The sequence below is a fragment of the Pseudomonas sp. 3296 genome (assembly GCF_031456615.1).
GTDB classification, from domain to species: Bacteria; Pseudomonadota; Gammaproteobacteria; order Pseudomonadales; family Pseudomonadaceae; genus Aquipseudomonas; species Aquipseudomonas mucoides.
Window position 1 is genome coordinate 328,098 of sequence record NZ_JAVDUY010000005.1, and the last position, 24,990, is coordinate 353,087.

Annotated in this window: 17 protein-coding genes and 1 pseudogene; 10 read left to right on the top strand and 8 right to left on the bottom strand. The window is 59.8% G+C overall.

The genetic code is table 11. From position 1 onward, the window contains the following. Positions 1-11 precede the first annotated feature (11 nt). From J2X66_RS15550 to J2X66_RS15565, 4 genes are all read right to left on the bottom strand, one after another. The gene (locus J2X66_RS15550; RefSeq protein ID WP_310265815.1) at positions 12-509 is read right to left on the bottom strand and encodes a GNAT family N-acetyltransferase; all 498 of its coding nucleotides are present in this window, start codon (positions 507-509) and stop codon (positions 12-14) included. A gap of 2 nt (positions 510-511) precedes the next feature. Continuing rightward, the gene (locus J2X66_RS15555; RefSeq protein WP_310265817.1) at positions 512-1,150 is read right to left on the bottom strand and encodes a LysE family translocator; all 639 of its coding nucleotides are present in this window, start codon (positions 1,148-1,150) and stop codon (positions 512-514) included. A gap of 24 nt (positions 1,151-1,174) precedes the next feature. Further along, a complete protein-coding gene (locus J2X66_RS15560; RefSeq protein WP_310265819.1) occupies positions 1,175-1,609 on the bottom strand; it encodes an NUDIX domain-containing protein in 435 nt (144 codons plus the stop codon). A 133-nt stretch (positions 1,610-1,742) separates the two neighbouring features. Further along, the gene (locus J2X66_RS15565) at positions 1,743-3,101 is read right to left on the bottom strand and encodes an HD domain-containing phosphohydrolase (protein WP_310265821.1); all 1,359 of its coding nucleotides are present in this window, start codon (positions 3,099-3,101) and stop codon (positions 1,743-1,745) included. A gap of 256 nt (positions 3,102-3,357) precedes the next feature. On the opposite strand from J2X66_RS15565, the gene J2X66_RS15570 reads away from it, so the two are divergent. The 6 genes and pseudogenes from J2X66_RS15570 (at position 3,358) to J2X66_RS30225 (ending at position 11,750) form a co-directional block, all read left to right on the top strand. Further along, positions 3,358-5,664: an EAL domain-containing protein gene (locus tag J2X66_RS15570; protein ID WP_310265823.1), complete on the top strand. Its 2,307-nt coding sequence runs from the start codon at positions 3,358-3,360 to the stop codon at positions 5,662-5,664. Beyond that, positions 5,661-7,532: an EAL domain-containing protein gene (locus J2X66_RS15575; protein ID WP_310265825.1), complete on the top strand. Its 1,872-nt coding sequence runs from the start codon at positions 5,661-5,663 to the stop codon at positions 7,530-7,532. The genes J2X66_RS15570 and J2X66_RS15575 overlap by 4 nt, the downstream gene beginning before the upstream one ends. 47 nt (positions 7,533-7,579) lie before the next feature. Further along, the gene (locus J2X66_RS15580; protein ID WP_310265827.1) at positions 7,580-8,539 is read left to right on the top strand and encodes a cytochrome c peroxidase; all 960 of its coding nucleotides are present in this window, start codon (positions 7,580-7,582) and stop codon (positions 8,537-8,539) included. Then, complete coding sequence (locus J2X66_RS15585) at positions 8,536-10,347, top strand: DAHL domain-containing protein (protein ID WP_310265830.1); 1,812 nt, start codon at positions 8,536-8,538, stop codon at positions 10,345-10,347. Before J2X66_RS15580 ends, J2X66_RS15585 begins: the two co-directional genes overlap by 4 nt. Positions 10,348-10,937: 590 nt before the next feature. Further along, a pseudogene (locus J2X66_RS30220) lies at positions 10,938-11,024 on the top strand (hypothetical protein); the annotation flags it as partial. A 57-nt stretch (positions 11,025-11,081) separates the two neighbouring features. Beyond that, positions 11,082-11,750, top strand: a complete 669-nt coding sequence (locus tag J2X66_RS30225; protein ID WP_405046784.1) for an ATP-binding protein — start codon at positions 11,082-11,084, stop codon at positions 11,748-11,750. 94 nt (positions 11,751-11,844) lie between these two features. On the opposite strand, the gene J2X66_RS15595 is transcribed toward J2X66_RS30225, so the two are convergent. Both J2X66_RS15595 and J2X66_RS15600 read right to left on the bottom strand, forming a co-directional pair. Continuing rightward, a complete protein-coding gene (locus J2X66_RS15595; RefSeq protein WP_310265836.1) occupies positions 11,845-13,170 on the bottom strand; it encodes an APC family permease in 1,326 nt (441 codons plus the stop codon). Between the two features lie 116 nt (positions 13,171-13,286). After that, positions 13,287-14,108 carry a carbon-nitrogen hydrolase family protein gene (locus J2X66_RS15600; RefSeq protein WP_310265839.1) on the bottom strand — a complete coding sequence of 274 codons (822 nt, stop codon included), beginning with the start codon at positions 14,106-14,108 and terminating at the stop codon, positions 13,287-13,289. A 129-nt stretch (positions 14,109-14,237) separates the two neighbouring features. Between J2X66_RS15600 and J2X66_RS15605 the strand changes: the two genes are divergently transcribed. Both J2X66_RS15605 and J2X66_RS15610 read left to right on the top strand, forming a co-directional pair. Next, a complete protein-coding gene (locus tag J2X66_RS15605) occupies positions 14,238-15,038 on the top strand; it encodes a LuxR C-terminal-related transcriptional regulator (RefSeq protein ID WP_027922800.1) in 801 nt (266 codons plus the stop codon). 61 nt (positions 15,039-15,099) lie between these two features. Next, positions 15,100-16,719, top strand: coding sequence for an FMN-binding glutamate synthase family protein (locus tag J2X66_RS15610; RefSeq protein WP_310265841.1), 1,620 nt, complete (start codon positions 15,100-15,102; stop codon positions 16,717-16,719). A 64-nt stretch (positions 16,720-16,783) separates the two neighbouring features. Here J2X66_RS15610 and J2X66_RS15615 read toward each other — a convergent pair whose 3' ends face one another. Beyond that, positions 16,784-18,289, bottom strand: coding sequence for a glucosyltransferase domain-containing protein (locus J2X66_RS15615; RefSeq protein ID WP_310265843.1), 1,506 nt, complete (start codon positions 18,287-18,289; stop codon positions 16,784-16,786). A 249-nt stretch (positions 18,290-18,538) separates the two neighbouring features. Between J2X66_RS15615 and J2X66_RS15620 the strand changes: the two genes are divergently transcribed. Further along, complete coding sequence (locus J2X66_RS15620) at positions 18,539-19,663, top strand: OpgC domain-containing protein (RefSeq protein WP_310265845.1); 1,125 nt, start codon at positions 18,539-18,541, stop codon at positions 19,661-19,663. 56 nt (positions 19,664-19,719) lie between these two features. Here J2X66_RS15620 and J2X66_RS15625 read toward each other — a convergent pair whose 3' ends face one another. After that, positions 19,720-21,141 (bottom strand): amino acid permease, encoded by a 1,422-nt coding sequence (locus tag J2X66_RS15625; protein WP_310265847.1) that lies wholly within the window; start codon positions 21,139-21,141, stop codon positions 19,720-19,722. A 613-nt stretch (positions 21,142-21,754) separates the two neighbouring features. Here J2X66_RS15625 and J2X66_RS15630 point away from each other — a divergent pair. Continuing rightward, a complete protein-coding gene (locus J2X66_RS15630) occupies positions 21,755-24,871 on the top strand; it encodes a transglycosylase domain-containing protein (protein WP_310265849.1) in 3,117 nt (1,038 codons plus the stop codon). Positions 24,872-24,990: the final 119 nt, after the last annotated feature.

The window sequence follows — 24,990 nt, forward strand, 5'->3', positions numbered from 1 at the left end:
TTGCGGTGGGTTCAGATCTCCCGCCACATGTGGATTTTGTCGAAGTATTCCTCGCCCACCCGCACCGCCAACGGTTCCAGGCCGAACTGGATAAAGCCGCAACGCTGGTACAGGTTGAACGCCGCGTCATTACCGGCAGTGACGGTCAGCTGAATCACCTTCAGCCCCGGATGCTGCTGCGCCTCGGCCAATGCCGCCTGCACCAGTTGAGACCCCAACCCGCGCTGGCGAACCGTACCGGACACGTACATGCCAAACAGTGTCGCCTTGTGCCGGGCCTTTTCCCGAGGCTCGAAGGCGAGACCGACGATGCCGGCCAACGTGCCCTCCTCGAATGCCCCGAACACCACATCCAGCTTGCTGGTCAGGCGCCCTTCCCACCAGCTCAGCGACAGGGCCGCGCGCTCGCGCACACTTGACGTGAACGCTTGCGGATGCCGGTCATAGGCTTCGAGCATCAACTCTCGATAAGCCAGCGCATGACTGGCGTCCAGCCGTTCGATCCACATGGTCAAGCCGTCCTGCGTTGCTCAAGCATCAGCCGCACCGCCAGCGCCGCCAACACAAACCCCATGACATAACGCTGCAGCGCCAGCCAGGTCGGGTTCCTGACGAACCACGAGGCGATGCCCGCCGCGAACAGCGCAATCAGCAGGTTGACGCAAAAACTGACGCTGATCTGGGTCAGGCCGAGGATGATGCTTTGGCTGAACACCGAACCGTGCTCAGGGTTGATGAATTGCGGAAACACCGACAAGTAGAACACCGCAATCTTCGGGTTCAGCGCACTGGTGAGAAAGCCCATGGTGATCAGTTTGCGCGATGAATCCGGTAGCAACTGCTGCGGCTCGAACGGTGAACGGGCACCGGGTCTGACTGCCTGCCAGGCCAGCCACAGCAAGTACAACGCCCCCGCCCACTTCAACACTTCATAAGCCATCGGCACGGCCAGGAATACCGCGGTCAAACCGGCCGCCGCCGCGAACAAATGCACGAAGAACCCCGCGACCACGCCGAGCAAAGACGTCACACCCGCCTTGCGCCCCTGGCAGATCGAGCGGGAGATCAGGTAGATCATGTTCGGCCCCGGCGTCAGCACCATCAGCAACGCGGCAGCGGCGAAAATCAGCAAGTCTTGAGGCGGGATCATGGGCAATCCTTCGTCCGGAAATGATCAGGCAGGTTCGGTCAGCGATGCTCGATAAAACGGCAGGATCAGGTCCCGTGTCAATGGCGCCAGCGTGACATCACCGTCGGTGGCCGGGTCGATCCAGATCACTTCTTCGATCTCGGCAGCGGGGGTGACGTCCACATCAATGCTCAGCAAAAACAGCTCGGCCTGTACGACAAACCCTGGCTCGTTGGCCGCCGGTGCCGAGAATTGCCCAAGGTAACTGGCGTGCGCGGGATCGATGAACAAACCCAGCTCTTCTTCCAGCTCGCGGGCCAGGGCGTGAACCGGCTGCTCATGGGCTTCGATCTTGCCGCCCGGTTGCATGAAGGCTTGGGTGCCGCGCTTGCGCACCAGCAATGTACGGCCGTCGGGGCCGATCAACAGGGCGGCGGCGATGCGGATGATGCGTGGCGAGTCAGTAGATGGAAGGGTCATGGATCAGCAATGGCCTTGAATGCAAAGGGGCCAAGGATCACATGAGTATCGGTGCGTCGTCACGCCGAAAAACCCGTTCAAAGCACCGCCCGCCCCTTGCAGGAGCGAGCTTGCTGGCGATGAACCTGAGAATCTAACCTGCTTCGAGAATCGCGCCAGCGTCTTCTTCCGGGACTTTTACGAAAATGCTGTATTTCGCGCCTTCCATGGCTTCGAAGGCGATCAGCTTTTCCACCAGGGGTCCGTTCAGCACCTTACCGGCATTGAGCAGCAGCATGCCATTGTCGGCGTTGAGGTTACGCGCCAGGATCATCCCCGCCGCCACTTCTCGTGTGGTCAGGACCTTGACCATCGGGTCGGCCAGGGAGGCATCGCTCAAGTACGCGGCGCAGACCTGAATGAAATCCTCCACCAGCTCGGGGTCGTAAAGTCGACCGGCGTAGCTGCGGATATAGACCAGCGCTTCACCGCTGTTCATCTGGCGCTCCAGGATCAGCCCGCGCTGCAATTCGATGAAATCCACCGCCAGTTTCAACAGCCGAGAACCGAGCGGGATCGCCTCGCCTTTGAGCTTGTCGGGAAAACCGCTGCCGTCCCAGCGCTCCTGATGGTGAAGTATCAGACGGGCGGCATCCTTCATTGGATCGAGCGTCATCAACAGCGATTCGCTCTGCTTTGGATAACTGCGATAGCACTCGCGATCATTGTGGTGCAGCAGGTCCGAAGGCGCAGTCATCATGCTGTCGGTCCAGCTCAACTTGCCGATGTTGTAGAGCGCCGCGGCCATGCTCAAGTCGCGACTGGTGCCTTCATCCAGGCCATGCAGTTTGCAGTACACCCGCACCAGTTCGATGATCTGGCGGTTGGTCTGCTTGGCCGGCGGAAGACGCAAGTTGGCCAGCAACGAGAACACCTCGGTGCCGGTAACGTAGCTGCGCTTGAGTTCTTCGTAGGACAGGTCGAGCATGTCGGCGGTCTGCTGGAGCTCAGCGGTGCGGGCCGCGACGTGTTTTTCCAGGGTGATATTGAGCGATTTCAGCTGGTCATTCTGCTGCCGCGTCAACTGCAACAGGCGTTGGCGTTCGCGCTCGGAATGCTGATGAGCCAAAGCCTGGCGCAAGGTCAGGAGCATTTCCTCGTCGTTCCAGGGTTTGCTGATATAGCGGTGGATCTGCCCTTCATTGATCGCTTTGACAATCGTCGTCAGATCGGCGTAACCGGTGAGCAGGATGCGGGTGGTTGCAGGGTGGCGCTGATGGATATGCGCCAGCAGCGTGGCGCCATCCATGTTGGGCATGCGCGCGTCGCTCATCACCAGGTCGATGGGTTGTTGCGCCATGATTTCCAGCGCCTGGGCACCACTGGTGGCCAGCAGCACGTCGTAGGACTGGCCACGTAACAGGCGGCGCAGGCTGTTGAGGATCGACTCCTCGTCATCGACCAGCAGCACTTTGGGTTTATCGATCAACGGTGTGGGGATTTGCTCTTCCATGGCATGACCTCAAGTGAAACGGTAAAGCATCGTGACAAGCGCCGCGCAAACACCCCCTGTTGCCGGGACCTGACCTACAGGCTAGATGACTTCTCGTCCCTCAACGAAATGATTCGTCTCAGCCAGCGCCGCGAAGTCGTGGTCGGGCGACTATGCTCACTTCACTCGGATCCATTATCTGTACCGGTTCGGCCAGTTGATCAGGGAAAGGATGCCCAATGAAAACGCCGCACAAAACCGCTGTCGGCTCCCGCGCATGTCAATGAATACGCTGTTGGTGCGGGCCAACCGTCGGATTCTTATCGTCGACGACACGACGTCGATCCATGAGGACTTCATCAAGATCCTCAGCCCGCCAGCGTTCGATGACGACAGCCTGACCAGCGCTGAACACGCCCTGTTCGGCACGACTGCGGCGATATCGTTGCAAAGCTTTGTGCTCGACTCGGCGTTTCAGGGCCTCGAAGCCCTGGACAAGGTCGAGACGGCGCTGGCCAACGACCTGCCCTACGCGATGGCCTTCATCGACATGCGCATGCCACCGGGCTGGGACGGCCTGGAGACCATCGAACGGCTGTGGCAGGTCGATCCCAAACTGCAAGTGGCTCTCTGCACGGCCTATTCCGACTATTCCTGGGAAGACATCGACGACCGCCTGGAACTGGGCGATCGCCTGCTGATTCTAAAGAAGCCCTTCGATGCCATCGAAATCCGTCAGATGGCCAGCACGCTGACCGCCAAGTGGCAAATGACCGAAGACGCGGCGCTGAAAATGTCACTGCTGGAACAAGCGGTCGAGGAACGCACCCGTGAGCTGTCCGATGCGAACATTATTGTGCAGAACAGCCCGACCATACTGTATCGGCTGCGGGGCGAACCATCGTTTCCGCTGATGTATATCTCGCACAACATCACCAAATACGGTCACATCGCAGCAAACCTCGTGGCGTCGGCCAACTGGGCCCAGGAGCTCATTCATCCCGACGATCAATCGAAGGTCGACACTGCCATGGCCCGGGTGCTGGACCGCCATGCGGCAGGTGCTTCCATCGAATTTCGGATGCGCACCGCAGACGGAGCCTGGCGCTGGGTCGAAAATCGCTATATCCCGGTGCGCGACGATGAAGGCCGCCTGCTGGAAGTCGAAGGCATCATCATCGACGTCACCGAGCGCAAGCTGGCCGAGGAGAAAATCGCCCTGCTGGCGCGCACCGACGGGCTGACCGGGCTGGCCAACCGAGCGACACTGATCGAGCGACTTCACCAGGCTTTCGCTGCTGCGCGTCGGGGCGCGTCACCGTTCGCCATGTTTTACCTGGACCTGGACCACTTCAAACGCATCAACGACACCCTGGGTCACCCGGTAGGGGACTCGTTGCTGCAGGAAGTCTCCCGGCGGATCAAGGCCTGTGTGCGCGAAAACGATGTGGTCGCCCGCCTCGGTGGCGACGAGTTTGCGATATTGCAACTGGACGTCAGCGACCCGACCCACTCCGCAGCCCTGGCCACCAAGGTCCGCGATGCACTGGTGCAGCCCTACTCCCTGGCCGACAACGATGTGCGAGTCTCCGTCAGCATCGGCATCAGCAGTTACAGCCCGGCCAGCACTAGCGCCGACAGCCTGTTGAGCCAGGCGGACATGGCGCTTTATCGCTCCAAGGAAAAGGGCCGCAACCAGTACCACTTCCACTCCGAGGAGATCAACCAGGAGGTGGTCGAACGTATGGCCATTGCCAGCGACTTGAGAGCGGCCATCGAACACGAAGAACTTGAACTGCATTACTGGCCGGAAGTGGACCTCTCGACCGGTAAGATCCTCGGCATGGAGGTGATGGTGAGCTGGAATCACCCCGAACGTGGTTTGCTGGAAGCCCCGGCGTTCCTCCCAGCCGCCGAAAAGACCGGCACGATCATCGCCCTCGGTCATTGGGTCCTCGATCGAGCCTGCCGGCAAATGCGCCAGTGGCGTGATGAAGGCGTCGCACCACCGGTGATTGCGATCAAGCTGTCGTTGGCTCAGCTCAAGAGTGGTCCCGAACTGATCTATGACGTGCTACGCACCACCGCACGCTGGGAGCTCTGCGCCTGGGACCTGCGTTTCGACGTCACCGAAGCGACGCTGGCCCAGACCAAATGGACCCACAACGATGTGCTGCCGCGCTTGCGTGAACTGGGGGTGAAGATCGCCATAGACGATTTCGGCACCGAATATTCATCGTTCGACTACCTCAAGACCTACCAGGTCAATCACCTGAAACTCGCTCAGGCCTTCATCGACACCGCCGCCCGCGACCCGGCCAGCGCCAACACCCTGCGCGCCATTATCAACTTCGCCCGGGATGTCGGCATCGGCATCATCGCCGAAGGCGTCGAAACCCAGGAACAACGCAGTTCGCTGATGGCCACCGGCTCACCCATGAACGCGCAGGGTTACTACTTCAGCAAAGCCGTCAGCAGCCAACAGGCTGTCGAGTTGCTGAAGGCCGGCAGCATCGTACCACCGAGCACCGACATCGGGCCGATCCGGGACAACCCGCAACGGTCCACGGAGGACAAAGGATGAAAGCGCCTTTCGTGCGGACCAACCGGCGCGTTCTGATCGTCGACGACACGCCTTCGATTCATGATGATTTTCGCAAGATCCTCGGCCCCGAGACCGAAGATGAACAGACCCTGGCCGGCACTGAAGAAGCCCTGTTCGGCACGCAACAACCGGACAGGCTGACGTTCCAGCTCGACTCGGCCTATCAGGGTCAGGAAGCCCTCGAACTGGTCAAGCTCGCACTGGCCGAAGGACGTCCCTACGCCCTGGTGTTCACCGACATGCGCATGCCGCCGGGCTGGGATGGGCTGGAAACCATCGATCAACTGTGGAAGGCCGACCCGCACCTGCAAATTGCGCTGTGCACGGCGTATTCGGATTACTCTTGGGAGGCCATGGCCGAGCGGCTGGAGTTCGGCGATCAGTTGCTGGTGCTGAAAAAGCCCTTCGACAGTCTGGAAATCCGCCAGATGGCCAGCGCCTTGACCTGGAAGTGGCAGATGGCGCAGGACGCGGCGCAGAAGGTGCTGAACCTGGAGCAAACCATCGAGGCCCGGGTTCACGAATTGCTCAAGGTGTCGCACCTGTTGCAGTACGACGTATTGACCGAACTGCCCAACAGCACCTTGCTCGGTGACCGGTTGAATCAGTCACTGGCCCTGTCCCGACGCCATGACAAACAGCTGGCGGTGATGTTTCTGGGGCTCGATCGCTTCAAGCGCATCAACAATGCCTTGGGCCATCCGGCCGGTGACGAAATCCTCAAACGGGTCGGGAGAAACCTGGTGGCCACGGTGCGCGAGTCCGATTCGGTGTTTCGCTACGGTTCCGACGAATTCGTGGTGATCCTCGCCGACATCCGCCATCCGCAGCAGACCAAGGGCATCGCTGACAAACTCTTGAATGCCATCCGTACGCCCCAGCACATTGCCGGCCACGATCTGAGCGTGACCGCCAGCCTGGGCATCAGCATTTACCCCGAAGACGGTTTCGATGCCATCGCACTGATCAAGAAAGCCGAAACCGCGATGCGCAACATCAAGGAAATCGGCCCGAACGATTTCAGTTTTTTCATCGACGAAATGAACCAGCGCGCACGGGATCAGCAAAGCATTGAAACGGGCATTCGCCTGGCGCTGGAAAGGAAGGAATTTGTCCTGCATTACCAACCCAAGCTGGACCTGGTCAGCGGCCAGGTGGTGGGTGCCGAGGCCTTGATCCGTTGGCAAAAACCGGGCGTCGGCCTGGTCTACCCGTCGGAGTTCATCGGAGTGGCCGAAGACAGCGGGTTGATCGTGCCGTTGAGCAAATGGGTGCTCGCGGAGGCCTGCCGACAAGCCTGTGCCTGGCAGGCAGACGGGCTGCCGAAAATCTGCATGTCGGTGAATATGTCGGCCATCGACTTCCGTCAACGGGACTTTGTCGACGGTATCGAACAGACCCTCGAACAAACCGGTCTGGAGCCCGCCTTGCTGGAACTGGAAATCACCGAAGGCGTGTTAATGCAAAACATCGATGCCACCGTCACCTCCCTGAATCGGCTCAAGGCATTGGGGGTGCGGCTGGCCATCGATGACTTCGGCACGGGTTACTCCAGCCTGAGTTACCTGCGCCGGTTTCCCATCGATGTGCTGAAGATCGATCAGTCGTTCATTCGTGGTTTGAGCAACGACAGCAATGACGCCGCCCTCGTCAGCACCATCATCAGTATGGGCCGCAGCCTCAACCTGACCATCATCGCCGAAGGGGTGGAGACCCTTGAGCAATTGGACTTCCTCAAGGCGCATCAATGCGAGGAAGGCCAGGGTTACTACTTCAGCAAAGCCGTGGAGCCGAGTGCCTTCGTCCAGTATCTGAGGTCGTTAAACCCGCCACCCCCCACCGTCTAGTGAACGATACGCAACGATACTCAGGCCGTCAGCCAAGGAATCACCCGATGTCGCTCTCCTTCCATCACCTGCTCCTGGTGCCACTACTCGGGCTTTGTCTGAACGCCGTCGGCGCGCCGCTGGATGAACCGCTCAAACCGCTGCCGACGGTGCCACCGCTAGATCCGCAGCGGGTCGAGCTCGGTCGCCAGTTGTTCAACGAACCCCGCTTGTCGATCAACGGCAGCCTGTCCTGCGCCAGTTGCCATCAACTGGAAAACGGTGGCGCCGACAACAAGGCGTTTTCCATCGGCTTCGCCGGCCTCCCGGTGACGGTCAACACCCCCAGCGTATTCAACGCCAGTCTGAATTTCCGGCAATTCTGGAACGGTCGCTCCGACACCCTGGAAAACCAGGTCCACGAAGTGGTACAGAGCCCCGGCGAGATGGGCAGCAACTGGGAACATGTAGTGCAAACGCTGTCTGCCGATCCGGCTTATCAGACCTCATTCGGCGACGCCTACCCGGACGGCGTGACCATGAGCAACGTGCAAAACGCCCTCGCGAGCTATGAACGCACGCTGATCAGCGCCAACTCGCGTTTCGACCAATACCTGCAAGGCAACACCGAGATTCTCACGACCGACGAAAAGTACGGATATCAGCGCTTCAAGGAGTACGGCTGCATCGCCTGCCATCAGGGGGTGAACATCGGCGGCAACATGTACCAGAAGTTCGGTGTGATAGGCGACTACTTCCAGGCCAGGGGCCACCTGATCGAATCGGACCTTGGACGTTACCTGGTGACCAAGGATGAAGAGGATCGCTATGTGTTCAAGGTTCCGAGTTTGCGCAACGTCGCCGTGACCGCGCCCTACTTTCACGACGGCTCGGCCAACACCCTCGAAGACGCAGTGGACGTGATGTTCAAGTTCCAGCTCGGGCGTGTCCCGACGGGCGAGGACAAGACCCTGATCGTCAAATTCCTCAAGACCCTGACCGGTGAATGGGAAGGCAAACCGTTATGAAAATGTCCCGTCGCCGCAGCCTCGTGCTGCTGAGTGTCGTGGCCCTGATGCTGGCCTCGACGCTGCTGTTCCTGTACCTCAAGTCCAACTCGAACCAGACAACCAGCTATGCCGAATCCCGAGACCTGATCGGGCGCATCAAACAGCTGAACGCGCAATGGGAAACCGAGATCCTCAAGGCCCGGATCGCCGCCCAATACAACTACGATTCGCTGGTCACGCTCCAGACCGAGATAACGCAGCTGTGGGAGCGGTTCACCCGCCTCGAATCGCACCACGGCCGCAACGAGTCACCCGTCTGGCGAGCCAGCTATGAGGCGTACCTGACGGCCATCCAGGAAAAGACCCGGTTGGTGGAACAGTTCAAGTCGCACAACGCGGTGCTGCGCAACTCCCTGGCCTACCTGCCAAATGTCGAAGACGACATTCAGCAGCAACTGGCCCAGTTGGTGGATGGCGACAAACTGCAGCTGCAAAACATCGCCACCGACACCTACGACTTGTTACTCAGCAGTCTGGAGTTTTCACAGCTCACTTCTGACGACAGGGCGGCCGATATCCTGTTGGGCCTGAACAAACTCGGGGTGAACAAGCAGCGATTGCCGGAGCCGTTCCACACGCCGATCGATGTGCTGAGCAACCACATCGCGTTGATCCTGCGTGAACAACCGGTGGTGAATCGCTTGCTGGAAAACATCGAGGCCATCCCCGTGGCCGAACGCCTGGACGACATCACCCGACTGCTGAACACCGACCAGCAGCAAGTCGTCGCGGTCGACCAGCGCTATCACTTTTATATGCTGGTGTTTTCAACGTTGTTGGTGCTGTTGCTGGTGTATCTGGCCATTCACCTGATGCGCAGTTTCACGGTGATCAATCGCGTCAATAAAGCCCTGCACACCGCCAATGACGACCTTGAGCTACGCGTTGAAGAGCGCACCCGTGAACTCAGGGATACACAGAGCGAACTGCTCGACTCCGCGCGCCAGGCGGGCATGGCCGAGATCGCCACCAATGTGCTGCACAACGTCGGCAACGTGCTCAACAGCGTCAACATCTCGGCCGACCTGGTGAGCCGCAAACTGCGCGCGAGCAAGGCGCAGGGCCTGCGCAAGGCCATGCAGTTGATCAACGAGCACCCCGATGACCTCGGTGCCTTTCTGACTCAGGACCAGAAGGGCAAGTTGCTGCCCGGCTACCTCAATCAACTGGTGGAGGCCATTGCCCTGGAACAACAGGGCATGACCGACGAACTCGCCCAACTGAGCAAAAGCGTCGACCACATCAAGGACATTGTGGCCACGCAGCAATCCTACGCGGGCGCCAACAGCCTGCTGGAACCGCTGCACATCAGCGAACTGCTGGAGGACGCCCTGCGCATGAACTCCGGGGCACTCACCCGGCATCACGTCAGGGTGATCAAGGAGTACGGCGAGGTGCCGCTGTTCATGGGCGACAAGCACCGCTTGCTGCTGATTTTGATCAACCTGATCAGCAACGCCAAATACGCCATGTCCGGCCTCAGCGACCGTCCGCGACAAATGACCCTCGGGGTCAAGATCGTCGACGACACGACCCTGCAAATCAGCGTCAAGGACGACGGAGAAGGTATCGCCGAGGAAAACATGACGCGCATTTTTGCCCACGGTTTTACCACCCGCAAGGAGGGCCACGGCTTTGGCCTGCACAGCTGCGCCCTGGCCGCCATCGAGATGAATGGCCACCTCACCGCCCACAGCGACGGGCCGGGCAAGGGGGCGCAATTCACGTTGCAGCTCCCGTTGAAAACCGTCATGGAGCAAGCATGAGCGAGCTTTCCAACCGACGCATTTTGCTGATCGACGATACCCCATCCATTCACGAGGACTTTCGCAAGATCCTCACGCCCACGCTGGCCCGGCACGTCGAACTGGATGTGATGGAGGCCGCGCTGTTCGGCGCAGAAGCAAAATCTGCCCGTGTCCTGTTCGAACTGGATTCGGCGTATGGCGGCCGGGAGGGGCTGGGCAAACTCAACCAGGCCTTGCAGGACAAGCAGCCCTATGCCATGGCCTTCGTCGACATGCGCATGCCTGAAGGCTGGGACGGCGCGCAGACCATCGAACACTTGTGGCAGGAGGACCCGCGCCTGCAAGTGGTGGTGTGTACCGCCTACTCTGACTATTCCTGGGATGAACTGCTGGACCGTTTGCAGGCGCATGACCGGCTGCTGATTCTGAAAAAACCTTTCGACAACATTGAAGTCCAGCAAATGGCCAATACCTTGCTGACCAAATGGGACATGACCGAACGGGCCTGTGTGCAGATGAGCCATCTGGAGCATCTGGTGGACCAGCGAACGACTCAATTCAAACAGGCCAGCGAGGCGCTGCAACGGGAAATCGACGAGCGCAAACAGCTTGAATCCCAATTGGTGCAATCGGAAAAACTCGCTTCACTGGGGCAATTGGCGGCCGGCGTCGCCCATGAAATCAACAACCCCATCGGCTTCATTTCCTCCAACCTCGGCACCCTCGAGGGCTATTTCAAACAGCTGCAGGAAATGCTCGATGCCTATCGGGAAGCAGAAGAGGCGATTGGCTCCAGCGAGCTCCTTGAGCGTCTGCGTGACTTGCGTGACCGGGTCGAACTGGAATTCCTGCGCGACGACATTCCGCTGCTGATCAAGGAATCCAAGGAAGGCATCAGCCGGGTCGGGCAAATCGTCAAAGACCTGAAGGACTTCTCGCGGGTGGACTCGAACCAGGAATGGCAGTGGGCCAATCTGCAGCAAGGCATCGAATCGACGCTGAACATCGTTGCCAATGAACTGAAGTACAAGGCCGATGTGGTGAAGGATTATCAGGACCTGCCCGACATCGAATGCCTGCCTTCGCAAATCAACCAGGTGATCATGAACCTCATCGTCAACGCGTCACAGGCCATCGGGCCGGATCGCGGCACCCTCACCCTGCGCACAGGGCTTGAAAATGAAACCGTGTGGATCGAGGTCGCCGACACCGGCGCCGGCATCCCGCCGGGTAGCCTGCAGAAAATTTTCGACCCGTTCTTCACCACCAAACCGGTGGGCCAGGGGACAGGACTGGGGTTGTCCCTGTCCTATGGCATCGTGAAGAAACACCGGGGGGAGATTTCGGTGGTGAGTGAAGTCGGGGTGGGCAGCACGTTTCGCGTCGAACTGCCGATTCACCAGACAAAACCAGCCGCCTGAACACCAGCGCATTCCTGTGGGAGCTGGCTGCCCAGCGAAAGCTATCTCAAGAGCAATGTAACTCTCCAGGCTCCTACAAGGGGTTCGGCCTGCCTTAGATGGCTTCCGGAAAATCCATCTCCGGTGGCTGACGACGGAAACCGCCAGTCAACACCGCCAGGTACACCACGCCCATCGCCAGCCAGCTCAGGCCCAGGTAAATGGCCAGGTGATCGAGGCTGACCATCAGCCACAAATCCGCCACCAGGCCGATGAACGGGAACACCAGGAACAGCAGCAGTTCACGCGGGCCTTTTTTCTCGCCACCGATCCAGTAGTGAAAGATCACCGACAGGTTGACCAGGCTGAAGGCGAGGAATGCGCCAAAGTTGATGAACGAGGTCGAGGTGGTGACGTCCAGTTTCAGCGCCAGCAACGCGACGACGGCGCACAACAGGATGCTGTTGACCGGCGTGCCAAAGCGTTCGTGCAAGGTGCCGAAGAACGATTTCGGCAGTACACCGTCGCGGCCCATGGCGAACAACAGACGTGAACCACTGGCCTGCGCCGACAAGCCCGAGGCGAACTGGCCGACGATCAGGCCGATCAGGAAAATCGAGACGAACAGGTCGCCGCCGACGTTGCGGGCGATTTCATAGGCCGCCGAGTCGACGTTGTCGAACTGGAACGACGGGTGTGCGACCTGTACGAAGTAGGAGACGCTGACGAAGATCAGTCCGCCGATCAGGGTAATCAGCATGATTGCCCGCGGGATGGTGCGGCGCGGGTCGCGGGTTTCTTCGGTCAGGGTGCTGACCGCGTCGAAACCGAGGAACGAGTAACAGGCGATGGCTGCGCCGCTCATGATCAGCGGCATCTGCATGTCTGCATTGAAGAACGGTTTGATCGACCACAACGGCGTGCTCGCATCGCCACCGACGTAGTGGATGCACAACACGACGAAGGCGATCAGCACCAGGGCCTGCACCAGCATCAGCAAGGCGTTGATGCCGTTGGCCAGCTTCAGGCCGACGATGTTGATCGCGCTGGTGATGCCGATGAACGCCAGCACCCACAACCATTGCGGCACCGCCGGGAACGCGGAGTTGAGGTAGGCGGCGCCGATCAGCCAGATCGCCATCGGCAAAAACAGGTAATCGAGCAGCACCGCCCAACCGGCGATGAAGCCGAGTTTCGGGCTGATGGCTTTGCGCACGTAGCTGTAGGCCGAGCCTGCGACGGGGAATGCCGAGGCCATTCGGCCGTAGCTCATGGCGGTGAAAAACATCGCCACCAGTGCCGCGAGGTACGCGGCCGGCACCATGCCGGCGGTGGATTGAGCGAGGATGCCAAAGGTGCCGAGCACAATGATCGGCGTCATGTAGGCAATGCCGAACAGCACCACCGAACCCAATGACAGGGTGCGTTGCAAACGAGCCATGAGCGACTACTCCGAATTTATTAGATTTATGGCAGAGCCGAGTTCGGCGCTAAATTTCGGGGGTTACTTTGTTGTTTTGGGTGATCGGTCAAACAGGTGTGTTGTCTATTCGGGCCTCATCGCGAAGGAATCAGCAGCTCCCGAACCCCGGAAGCATGCTCAACGGTCTCCCCCGGCAATTTCAGCCGTTGATCATCCAGATACCGGTAGTCCTTGCGTGCCGCCTCCAACCGGTTGAAATCCAGCTCAACCGTAAATTGCCCTTCATCGCGCCCCGCCTCGAACAACAGCGTGCCCAGCGGATCCACCAGCGCACTGCCGCCGGCGAACACCAACCCGTCATCGCCCGCTTCCACACGATTGACCATCAGCGCAAACGCCTGGTTTTCCTGGGCGCGAGCCATGATCGCGGTGCGATGCGTCGGGCCATAGGGGTCCATGTTGCCGTTGGTGACGATCAGCAATTCGGCGCCCAGTTGTGCGAGAGCACGGGCGGTTTCCGGGAATTCGATGTCGTAGCAGATCAGCAGGCCGACCCGCACACCGTTCCACTCGCAGGTGGCGTAACGGTCGCCGGGCTCGAACACGCCGCGATCCGAGGCCCACAAATGCGTCTTGCGGTATTTCAGCGCAATGCCTTCGGGGGTGATCAGCAGCGTGGTGTTGTAGAAGCGACCGTTGTCGTTTTCGGCCATGCCGATCACCACCGCGATGTTGCGCTCACGAGCGACGGCGAGCACTGTGCTGACGGTCGGGCCATCCAGTGGTTCGGCGGTTTGCGCCACGGTGTCGGCGGTCGGAAAGCCCATCAGGTGGGTTTCCGGGAAGACGATCAGTTGCGTGTCGGCAGCGCAGGCCGCAATCGCCACCAGGGCGCGTTCGAGGTTGTACGCGGTGCCGTTGTCACGGCCCGCCAACTGGGCGAGTTCGACTTTCATCGGTATTCCTTGTTCTTGGGGAGGCCGGGCGGCAGAAAGATTGCCCGGCCGGTTTCTGTGCGCCAGTATGCGCAGCAAGCCAGCGGCCGGGGAATCACGCCGCTGGGGTAACCCGATAGGGGTAGAGGCATGACACTTTCGCTGGACGACATCGCTTGGCACCGCTCGGTCGGTCAACTGATCGATGCCCTGGACAAGCCCAATTTCTGGACGCAACTGGTGCGTCTGCTGGATCAGTACGTGACCTTCGACAGTTGGGTGGCCCTGCTTTTCAGCGCCGACCAGCACCCGCAAGTGTTCGCCGAATGCCCGGGCGAGGACGGCAGCCCGGATCAGTTGTTTCAGGATTACCTGCGCGGTTTGTACCTGCTCGACCCTTTCTACATCGCGTGCCGCGAGCAGTCGCGCACCGGCCTCTATCGCCTGTCGGAAGTGGCGCCGGAACACTTCGAGCTGACCGAGTATTACCAGCGCTACTTTCGTCTGAATGTGGTCGCTGATGAAATCCAGTTCAATTGCCAGCTCGAAGGCGACCGTACGTTGTGCCTGTCATTGGGCAGCAAGCAACGTTTCAGTGGCCAGCAGATAGCCTTGCTGTCGCTGATCCAGCCGTGGGTGCTGGGCCTGTTGCGCCAACGCCTGCCCTATGAAATCAACGAAGTCGTGGCCCTCGCGCCGTCGCCACCGCAACCCGACTGGCGCGTACAGCTGGAAGCGTCGGTGCAGCAACTCAAAGGCGCGCAACTGACCGCTCGGGAACTGGATGTCGGGCGGTTGATGCTCAGCGGTTGCTCCAGTAAAGAAATCGCCCGTAAGCTGGAAATCTCCGTGGAAACCGTGAAAGTCCATAAGAAACACATGTACAGCAAGCTGGGGATCAAATCCCAGTCCGAGCTGTTTTCGATTTTTCTGCAAGCGCAGAATGCCTGATACACCGCTTTCCTACAGAGATCTCTGTGGCCACAACCGAGTCCGACCCCAAGGAAACCGTATGAGCCTGTCACTCCTGAGCCGCTACGCCTTCTTTGCCGCTTGCGTGATTTTCACCCTAGCCAGCCTGCCTTTCCTCGAATACGACTGGCTCTGGCCGATCACCGCCGTCACCGGCGTGCTCAGCCTGATCGGCCTGTTCGATCTGCTGCAAAGCCCCCACGCGGTGCGCCGCAACTACCCGATCCTCGGCAACATTCGTTACCTCGTGGAAGGCATTCGTCCGGAAATCCGCCAGTACCTGCTCGAATCCGACAGCGATGCCCTGCCTTTCTCCCGAGCCCAGCGCTCGCTGGTCTATTCGCGCGCCAAGAACGAAAGCGCCGACAAGCCCTTCGGCACACTGATCGATGTGTATCAATCAGGCTTCGAGTTCATCGGCCATTCGATGCGCCCAGCGCCGTTGAGCGATCCAAGCGCCTTTCGCGTGATCGTCGGGGGCCCGCAGTGCACGCAACCGTATTCGGCCTCAGTGTTCAACATCTCGGCCATGAGCTTCGGCTCGCTCAGCGCCAACGCGATTCGTGCGTTGAACCAGGGCGCCAAGCTCGGCAACTTCGCCCATGACACCGGCGAAGGCAGCATCAGTGCTTATCACCGGGAAAACGGCGGCGACCTGACCTGGGAACTCGGCAGCGGCTACTTCGGCTGCCGCACCGCTGACGGGCGCTTCGACCCGGAACGCTTCGCCGCCCAGGCGCAAACCCCGCAAGTACGCATGATCGAAATCAAGATGAGCCAGGGCGCCAAACCCGGCCACGGCGGGATTCTGCCCAAGCACAAAGTCACCAAGGAAATCGCCGAAACCCGCGGCATCCTGATGGGCGAAGACTGCATCTCGCCGTCGCGGCACAGCGCGTTTTCCACGCCGATCGAACTGATGCACTTCATCCAGCAACTGCGAGAACTGTCCGGCGGCAAACCGGTGGGCTTCAAGTTCTGCCTCGGTCACCCGTGGGAATTCATGGGCATCGCCAAGGCCATGCTGGAAACCGGCATTCTCCCGGACTTCATCGTCGTCGACGGCAAGGAAGGCGGCACCGGCGCCGCGCCGGTAGAATTCACCGACCACATCGGCGTACCGATGCGCGAAGGTCTGTTGTTCGTGCACAACACACTGGTCGGCCTGAACCTGCGGGACAAAATCAAACTCGGTGCCAGCGGCAAGATCGTCAGCGCTTTCGACATCGCCAGCGTCCTGGCCATCGGTGCCGACTGGGCCAACTCGGCACGCGGCTTCATGTTCGCCATCGGCTGCATCCAGTCGCAAAGCTGCCACACCAACAAATGCCCAACCGGCGTCGCCACCCAGGACACCTTGCGCCAGCGCGCACTGGTGGTCCCGGACAAGGCCCAGCGGGTGTTCAACTTCCATCGCAACACACTCAAGGCCCTGGCTGAAATGTTGGCGGCGGCCGGTCTCGATCACCCTTCGCAGTTGTCGGCCAAGCATCTGGTACGACGCATGTCGGCGACCGAGATCAAGTTGTTCTCGCAGCTGCATGTGTTCCTGAAACCGGGGGAATTGCTCACCGGTGAAGTGAATGGCGAGTTTTACTCGCGGATGTGGCAGATGGCGCGGGCGGACAGTTTTGAGCCTAATGAGGTGGCCGCTGCGTAAGAGCGGCTCCGTATGCCAGCCTCGCAGCAAGGCTGGCATTTTTCACCCCCGGACCAACGGTCGATTACCACTGCAATGTGGTGACCCGGGGCGGTTCTTTCATGACGATAAAGCCGTAATCCCCCAGCAGATAAATGCGATAGAACAGGCTGTCCACCAGCGGTGGATAACCCTGGTACCCCACCCACGTGGCGTTGCGCCGTTCCTTTTCCCTGACCACGTTGGTGATGCCTGTTTTCGGCAGGTTTTCCGCGAGCATGTAGAAGTCGATGTTCAACAGGTAGTGCAACACCGGCAGTTGCTTGAATGACCCGGCGGCGGCCACCAGCCAGTGATCCGAATAACTGACCGACAGGTAAATGCGCTTGGCGTTGCGCAATGCGGGGCGGGAGGCGATGTCGGCACTCAAGGCGTACAGCGCGTTGGTGCTGAAGGTCTTTTGCAAGGTCAGCACTCGCCCATAAGCGAAGGACAACGAGAGCGTCGCCAACAGCGGGATCAACAACAGCAAGGGCAGCTTTCCATGCAATGAAGCCAGCACCCGATGACTCAGGTAGAACAATAAAACCAGGACAACGCCAAAGCCCATCAAGGTTCGGGCGCCTTCATTGAAGTCGCGGAAAAACAAGGAGGCGCCGGGTACCAGCAACAGCAAAACCGGCAGGATTAAAAGACACGCGATACCGATCACCGCTTTGTGCAGGCCCGTATCCCACCGCGCCAGCACACCCCGCCCCACGCACACACCACCGGCGATGGCGCACAACAACAGCGCGCCATACACCCAGGCGAACCCGCCATGAAACAGCAACACGACTTTTTCCAGGACCCGGCCGGCATTGATTTCAACTTGCAGCAACGGCGCGGCCGCACCGTTCAACATCGAGGTGCGGGTTTGACTCATGCAGGCAAACGCCGTGGCGTAATAGATCAAGCCTGCCAGCACCAACTGCGCGACTTTCCAGCCGAGCAATCGGCACCACGCGGGCCACGATAATCGATCGTTGGCGCCCCGCAGCAGCTCCAGGCAACAGAGCCCGAGAAACACATTGATGCTGACCTGATAAAGGCCGATGGCCAATGCGATCAGCAGTGCCGGAACCGTGAGTTGCTGGACGCGTGAGAGGCTGCGGAAGGTGATCGCGTAGATCACCGCCACCACGCTCAGCGCCATGGTCGGGCCGTCGTATTGGTACGACAGGTTTTGCAGGAAAAACGGGTTGTACCAAAGTGGCAGCAACACCAGGCAATGGCCGAACGTCGGTTCGGGGAAATAGTGGAACGTCAGGCGCGTCAGGGCGGCGCTCATGGCCAGGGTGGCAATCAACAGGGGCAACGGAAAAATATTGGGCGCGGCACCGCTGAAGGTCAGCAGGTAATAGAACCATTGCGCGAACAGGCGGCCCTCCTCCGTCCACGCCGCACCGGCGGCGAGGGAGCGCCAATTGTCATCGATGTAGGGGTAATCCGCGAGGATCAGCGGCAGGGCATACAGCAGCGTCGCGAGAAGAAACAGCAACCAGACCTGACGGCCTGCGAGTTCTTTGTCGAGCCAATCGCGGATCTTCATGCCGGCGCCTCATTGGATTTCCGCCTTCAATCGATAAAGCTTTGAATCCCGACGGTAGCCAGAGATCGCGGGGCCGCGCGTCTTTTAGACAGGCGGTTATCGTTCGACGATGCTCAGAGACATTCGGTAATACCCGGACTTTTGCAATTACCCTTGAATCACGGCACCCTGCGCGCCGCCGATGTGCGGCGCGCTACCTTTTGTGGCGCCGTTCGCTCCTACTTCAAAACCGTTCAAGAGCCCGCCGCCATGACGACTGAACGCGATCACCGAATCGACTTTTTCCGAGGCCTGGCGCTGATCTTCATTTTTTGGGATCACGTGCCCCACAACCCCCTGGGTCAAATCACCCTGCGCAATTTCGGCTTCAGCGATGCGGCGGAAATCTTTGTATTCCTGGCCGGTTATGCGGCGGTCCTGGCCTACGGCAAGATCCTCGCGCGCGACGGTTATCTGATCGCCTGCGTGAAAATCCTGCGCCGCGCCTGGGTGCTGTATGTGGTGCACATTTTCCTGCTGGCGATGCTGATGGGCATCGTGTTTTTCGCCAACAGCCATGTGGAAACCCGTGATCTGGTCGAGGAAATGGGCCTGCACCACTTCATCAGCAACCCGCAGCAAGCATTGACGGATGAACTTCTGTTGCGTTTCAAGCCGAACCTGATGGACCCGTTGCCGCTGTACATCGTGCTGCTGGCCGGGTTGCCGCTGGTACTGCCGATGCTGGTGCGCAAAGCGTGGGCGGTGGTGGCGGTGTCGTTGACTGTTTACCTGCTGGCGCCTTCGTTTGGCTGGAACCTGGCCGCGATCAAGGACGGCGTGTGGTACTTCAACCCTGTCACCTGGCAACTGCTGTTTGTGCTCGGTGGCGCGGCGGCGATTCACGGGCAAAAGCCCCGGGCGGCCGAGACGCGTCCGCTGCTGCGCCAGCCGTTGTTTGTCGGTGCGGCGATCTATGCGGTGCTGGCCGGGGTGATCACCGTGTCCTGGCGCTGGCCGGAAATACATGATGCCGTGATGCCAACCCTGCTAAGTAATCTGCTGTACCCAATCAGCAAGACCGACCTGTCGCCGGTGCGCCTGCTGCACTTTCTGGCCCTGGCGTATGTCACCGCGAAACTGTTGCCGGACACGGGCTGGACGCAACACTGGCTGGCCCGGCAATGCTCGCGCATGGGGCGTTATTCGCTGGAGGTGTTCTGCCTCGGCGTGTTGCTGGCGCCGTTGGCCGACATGGTCAACGCCCTGACCGACGATGCGTTTGCCATGCAGATTTTCACCGCGCTGGTGGGGGCCGGGATGATGGGGTTGTTGGCGGTCTGGCTGGAGTTCAATAAACGCCTGACACGATCACCGCAAAACGCAATCGCCTGAAACCAGAAAGCCCCGGTCATCTCGACCGGGGCTTTTTGCATTTCAAACGTTACGTCTTACGAAGCCGAATGCACCGCACCTTGCGACACATTGGTCGGTTGCAACTTGAACACGTAGAACAACACCGTCAGCAGCACCAGGAACGCCGGGCCCACATACAGCGCCACGCGGGTGTCCGGGAAGTACGCCATCAGGCCGACCACCAGCACCAGGAACGCCAGCGCCAGGTACGAGCTGACCGGGTACAGCCACATTTTGTATTTGAGGCCGGCACGTTCGCTGGCGCTCAGGCCTTGGCGGAATTTCAGCTGGGCCAGCAGGATCATCACCCAGGTCCAGATCGCACCGAAGGTGGCAATCGCGGTGACCCAGACGAAGACCTTCTCCGGCACCAGGTAGTTGAGCAACACGCCCAGCAGCAATGCGCCCATCGACAGCAGCAAGGCGCGACGCGGCACGCCGTTGCTCGAGGTCTTGGCGAAACCGGCCGGGGCCTGGCCGTTCTGCGCCAGGCTGTAGAGCATGCGTCCGGTGCTGAAGATGCCGCCGTTACAGGACGACAGTGCGGCGGTGATCACCACGAAGTTGATGATGCCGGCGGCGGTCTTGATACCCAGACGCTCGAACGTCATCACAAACGGGCTGCCCTGGGTGCCGATTTCGTTCCACGGGTAGATCGACAGAATCACGAACAGCGCGCCGACGTAGAACAGCAGGATCCGCCAGAACACCGAGCCGATGGCATCCGGGATGGTCTTCTGCGGGTTCTTCGCTTCACCGGCGGTCAGGCCGATCATCTCGACGCCAAGGTAGGCGAACATCACCATTTGCAGGGACATCAACACGCCTTGCACGCCGTTGGGCATGAAACCACCGTGGGCCCAGAGATTGGAAATCCCCAGCGCCACGCCGTCGTTGCCGAAACCGAACGCGATCACGCCGATACCGCCCACCACCATCGCAATAATGGTGACGATCTTGATCAGGGCGAACCAGAATTCGAATTCACCGAAGGCTTTGACCGCGATCAGGTTGATGGTGCCCATGCTGATCAACGCCGACAGCGCCCAGATCCAGCGCGGCACATCGGGAAACCAGACGCCCATGTACACCGCTACCGCCGTGATTTCCGCGACGCAGGTTACCAGCCACAGGAACCAGTAATTCCAGCCGGTCAGGAAGCCCGCCAAGGGGCCGAGGTAGTCTTGGGCGTAACGGCTGAACGAGCCGGCGACCGGGTTGTGCACGGCCATCTCGCCGAGGGCGCGCATGATCACCAGGATCGCCAGACCGCCGATGATGTAGGAGAGCATGATGGCGGGGCCGGCCATTTCGATGGCCTTGGCCGACCCCAGGAACAGACCGACGCCGATACAGGCACCGAGTGCCATCAAGCGAATATGCCGTTCGCCGAGTTCGCGTTTAAGCGGGCCGCCCTGAGCGGTCTCGCCGTGGGGCAGGTGATTGCCAGCAGGCATAGGGACATCCTCGTCTTGTTATTGGATATAGCCACCGAGTGTCGAAGCGCTGACCGATAAGCCATTGCTTGCCTGAAACCGGCCTTGCTTCGTGAGCAGGACCGTCCTGTAGGACAAAACCTCCAGGATCAGCGGGACGTGCAGTATAAAAAGCATTGCCCAGGTGTTTTCACTCTATAAATCACAAAATGCAGCCACAACTCTCGGCAAAAGACGGTTTTACGGAGAGGGTTTAACTGGCTAAAAGTGATTTCACCCGTGACAGAAAACGGCGCCGAGTATTGCACAGCATTGGTGCATCGTCATGCCCAGACCTTCGCCGCATTTACCCGGCGACGTGTCTGGCTCAGCCATTTCAGACACCAACCCCCTGTGGCGAGGGAGCTTGCTCCCGCTCGACTGCGTAGCAGTCGCAATTCTGTGTTCAAAGGATTATCTGAAAGAACGTCATTGCGCTTATTGGTCTGCTTCGCAGCCCAGCGGGTGCAAGCTCCCTCGCCACAAAAAACAAAACAGATTGGAAAATTGTGCACGCACAATTTTTTCACCATCCCCAACCACCGTCTAAGCTTCAGACAAGTCAGATCAATCTGCGTGAATGGATCAATCGGCTATGGGCGCTTTGTGGCAAACCGATACGAGTAAAACTGTGGTCCCGACTGAACGTGTGGATGAAGCGCCGTCACCTGAAAAACCTCGCACCCGTCGTGTCAAACACGGCTGGAAGGCGTTTTGGTTGCTGCTGCTGATCATCGCGATTGTCGTGGGACTGGCGGCCGCCAAGGAAATGCGCACTTCGAAATTCCAATCCCGCGAAGTCAGCAAATTTGCCGCCTCCCTGAGCTATTCCCTGGAACCAGGCCCCAGCGATGCCATTCGTTACCCTGGCGCCGGCCCTTTTGATTTGCGTCTGGGCTACAGCTCACTGGATGAGTTCCTGCCCCGGCTGCTCAAGCGCGATTACGTGATTGCCGCCCAAACCCGTTTTTCCAAAAAGTTGATGGACTACAGCGGCAAGGGCCTTTTCGTGCCCTACTCCGAGAAAATCCAGGCCGGCCTGTCGATCACCGACTGTCGCGCGATGCCGCTTTACCAGTTCAAATACCCACAACAGCTTTATTCAAGCTTTGATGCGATCCCGCCGGTGGTGGTCAACAGCCTGCTGTTCATCGAGAACCGCTTTCTGCTTGACCCCAAGCAACCCTTGGCCAACCCCGCCGTGGACTGGCCGCGCTTCGGCATGGCCGCATGGTCGCAGGTGGCCAAGTTGATTCACCTGCCGGGTCAATCGGCAGGCGGCAGTACCCTGGCGACACAGCTTGAAAAGTATCGGCATTCGCCCGATGGCCTGACGGTGTCGGGTGCGGAAAAGATCCGGCAGATGATCTCCGCCACCGTGCGGGCCTATCAGGCAGGTCCGGACACCCTCGAGGCCCGGAAAAATGTGGTCCGCGACTACCTCAACAGCGTGCCGCTCTCCGCCGTGCCTGGCCACGGTGAAGTGCATGGCATGGCTGAAGGGTTGCGCGTCTGGTACGGCGCCGACTTCGACAAGGCCAACGAAACGCTGGCCAGCCCTGCCACCGATCCAAAGACGATGGCCGCCAAAGGTCTGGCCTTGCGTGAAATCCTGTCATTGATGATTGCCCAGCGTCGCCCTTCCCACTACCTGACCAAGGGCCGTGATGAACTGGCTGACCTCACCGACAGCCACATTCGCCTGCTCGCCCAGAACAACGTGATCGATGCGCCTTTCGCGACAGCAGCACTGGCCAGCAAGGTGACTTACCGCGACTGGCAAACCCAGCCGACCATTCAGCCGATCGAAACCAACAAAGGCATCAGTGTGGCGCGCAGCCGGTTGGGCGGATTGCTCAATCGTCCGCTATACGACCTCGACCGCCTCGACCTGTCCGCCACCAGCACCCTGCAAGGCGACCTGCAAACCAAGGCCACCGAGTACCTCAAGCATCTGGCCGACCCGGCGTTTGCCACGCAGATCGGCTTGATGGGCGAACGCCTGCTCACCCCCACCAGTACCACTCAGGTGCGCTACAGCTTCACCCTGTTTGAACTGACGCCGGACGGCGCGCGCGTGCGGGTCCAGACCGACAGCACCGACCAGCCGTTCGACATCAACGAAGGCAGCAAGCTGGAACTGGGCTCCACCGCGAAAATGCGTGTGCTCACCACCTACCTGCAAATCATGGCGGAACTGCACGATAAATACGCTGGGATGAGCATCCCGGAACTGAAGAAAGTCGATGTCCCCGAGCAGGACCGCCTGAGCCGCTGGGCGGTTGACTACCTGATCGAAAACAAGGATCGCAACCTGCCGGCGATGCTCGGTGCCGCGCTGGATCGCAAATACTCGGCGAGCCCCGGTGAAGCGTTTTTCACCGGTGGTGGGTTGCACGTGTTCCATAACTTCCGCAAGGAAGACAACGGCCGCATACCGACCCTGCGCGATGCCCTGCGTGAATCCATCAACCTGCCATTCATTCGATTGATGCGCGACCTGGTGCGCTACACCACCTATTCCGGCCCCAACAACAGTGCCGAACTGCTCAAGGACGACCGCGATCCCCGGCGTCAGGAATACCTGGCCGATTTCGCCGACAAAGAAGGCACTTCGTTTCTGCTGAAGTTCTGGAAAAAGTACAAAAACAAGGACACCCAGGCACGGCTCGACACCTTCCTCGATAGCATGCGCCCGACGCCGATCCGCCTGGCGGCAGTGCACCGGTATCTGCTGCCACAGGCCAGCCAGGAAAGCTTTAACACCTTTGTGCGCTCGCACCTCAAAGGCGCCAAGCTCACTGAAAAACTCACTGACGAACGCCTGCAACGGCTGTACGAAAGCTACAGCCCCGGCACCTACGACCTGCCGGACCAGGGCTTTATCGCCAAGGTTCACCCGCTGGACCTGTGGCTGATGGGTTACCTGCTGAACAACCCTGACGCCAAGTGGGGCCAGATCGTCAAAGCCAGCCAGTTCGAACGTCAGGAAGTCTATAGCTGGCTGTTCAAAAGCAAGCACAAGGGCGCCCGCGACAGTCGTATCCGCACCATGCTCGAGATCGAGGCATTCCTCGACATCCACCAGCGCTGGCAGAAAGTCGGCTATCCGTTCGATCACCTGGTGCCGTCGCTGGCCACCGCCATCGGCAGCTCCGGCGACCGCCCGGCAGCGCTGGGCGAGTTGATCGGCACCATTCTCAACGATGGCGTGCGCATGCCGACATTGCGCATCGACACGCTGCATTTCGCGGCGAATACGCCATACGAAACCAAACTGATCAATGACCCGGTCGCCGGCAAACGGGTGATGCCGTCCGAAGTGGCCACGGCCATGCGCGAGGCCTTGTCGCAAGTGGTGGACGCCGGTACCGCCAAACGTGTTTCCGGCAGTTTCATCACCCCCGATGGCAAACCCCTGGCGATGGGCGGCAAGACCGGGACCGGGGATAACCGCATCGAAGCCATTGGTTCCGGCGGGCGGATTCTGAGTTCGAAGTCGATCAACCGCACGGCCACCTTCGTGTTCTATATCGGTGATAGCCACTTCGGTACGTTGACCGCTTTCGTGCCCGGGCGCACCGCCGAGGCCTTCACGTTCACCTCCGCGCTGCCCGTGCAGGTGCTCAAGGGCATGGCGCCGATTCTCACGCCCTATCTGCAACCGGGTACGCATACGCAATGCCTGCCGGTGGAGGTCGCACGGCGCTGAAAAAAAGGTGGTAATTACCTATTTTCGGCATTGGTAATTCCAATGTTTTTGGGCGGCTGACACTGATTAAGCAGCGGTAATTCAGGCTTTTACTTTGAGCCTCGGGCGTTAGGCTGGTC

Excerpts from the sequence above, each read along its gene's own strand:
- J2X66_RS15550 (WP_310265815.1), bottom strand. The coding sequence starts at position 509 with ATGTGGATCGAACGGCTGGACGCCAGTCATGCGCTGGCTTATCGAGAG.
- J2X66_RS15555 (WP_310265817.1), bottom strand. The coding sequence starts at position 1,150 with ATGATCCCGCCTCAAGACTTGCTGATTTTCGCCGCTGCCGCGTTGCTG.
- J2X66_RS15560 (WP_310265819.1), bottom strand. The coding sequence starts at position 1,609 with ATGACCCTTCCATCTACTGACTCGCCACGCATCATCCGCATCGCCGCC.
- J2X66_RS15565 (WP_310265821.1), bottom strand. The coding sequence starts at position 3,101 with ATGGAAGAGCAAATCCCCACACCGTTGATCGATAAACCCAAAGTGCTG.
- J2X66_RS15570 (WP_310265823.1), top strand. The coding sequence starts at position 3,358 with ATGTCAATGAATACGCTGTTGGTGCGGGCCAACCGTCGGATTCTTATC.
- J2X66_RS15575 (WP_310265825.1), top strand. The coding sequence starts at position 5,661 with ATGAAAGCGCCTTTCGTGCGGACCAACCGGCGCGTTCTGATCGTCGAC.
- J2X66_RS15580 (WP_310265827.1), top strand. The coding sequence starts at position 7,580 with ATGTCGCTCTCCTTCCATCACCTGCTCCTGGTGCCACTACTCGGGCTT.
- J2X66_RS15585 (WP_310265830.1), top strand. The coding sequence starts at position 8,536 with ATGAAAATGTCCCGTCGCCGCAGCCTCGTGCTGCTGAGTGTCGTGGCC.
- J2X66_RS30225 (WP_405046784.1), top strand. The coding sequence starts at position 11,082 with ATGCTCGATGCCTATCGGGAAGCAGAAGAGGCGATTGGCTCCAGCGAG.
- J2X66_RS15595 (WP_310265836.1), bottom strand. The coding sequence starts at position 13,170 with ATGGCTCGTTTGCAACGCACCCTGTCATTGGGTTCGGTGGTGCTGTTC.
- J2X66_RS15600 (WP_310265839.1), bottom strand. The coding sequence starts at position 14,108 with ATGAAAGTCGAACTCGCCCAGTTGGCGGGCCGTGACAACGGCACCGCG.
- J2X66_RS15605 (WP_027922800.1), top strand. The coding sequence starts at position 14,238 with ATGACACTTTCGCTGGACGACATCGCTTGGCACCGCTCGGTCGGTCAA.
- J2X66_RS15610 (WP_310265841.1), top strand. The coding sequence starts at position 15,100 with ATGAGCCTGTCACTCCTGAGCCGCTACGCCTTCTTTGCCGCTTGCGTG.
- J2X66_RS15615 (WP_310265843.1), bottom strand. The coding sequence starts at position 18,289 with ATGAAGATCCGCGATTGGCTCGACAAAGAACTCGCAGGCCGTCAGGTC.
- J2X66_RS15620 (WP_310265845.1), top strand. The coding sequence starts at position 18,539 with ATGACGACTGAACGCGATCACCGAATCGACTTTTTCCGAGGCCTGGCG.
- J2X66_RS15625 (WP_310265847.1), bottom strand. The coding sequence starts at position 21,141 with ATGCCTGCTGGCAATCACCTGCCCCACGGCGAGACCGCTCAGGGCGGC.
- J2X66_RS15630 (WP_310265849.1), top strand. The coding sequence starts at position 21,755 with ATGGGCGCTTTGTGGCAAACCGATACGAGTAAAACTGTGGTCCCGACT.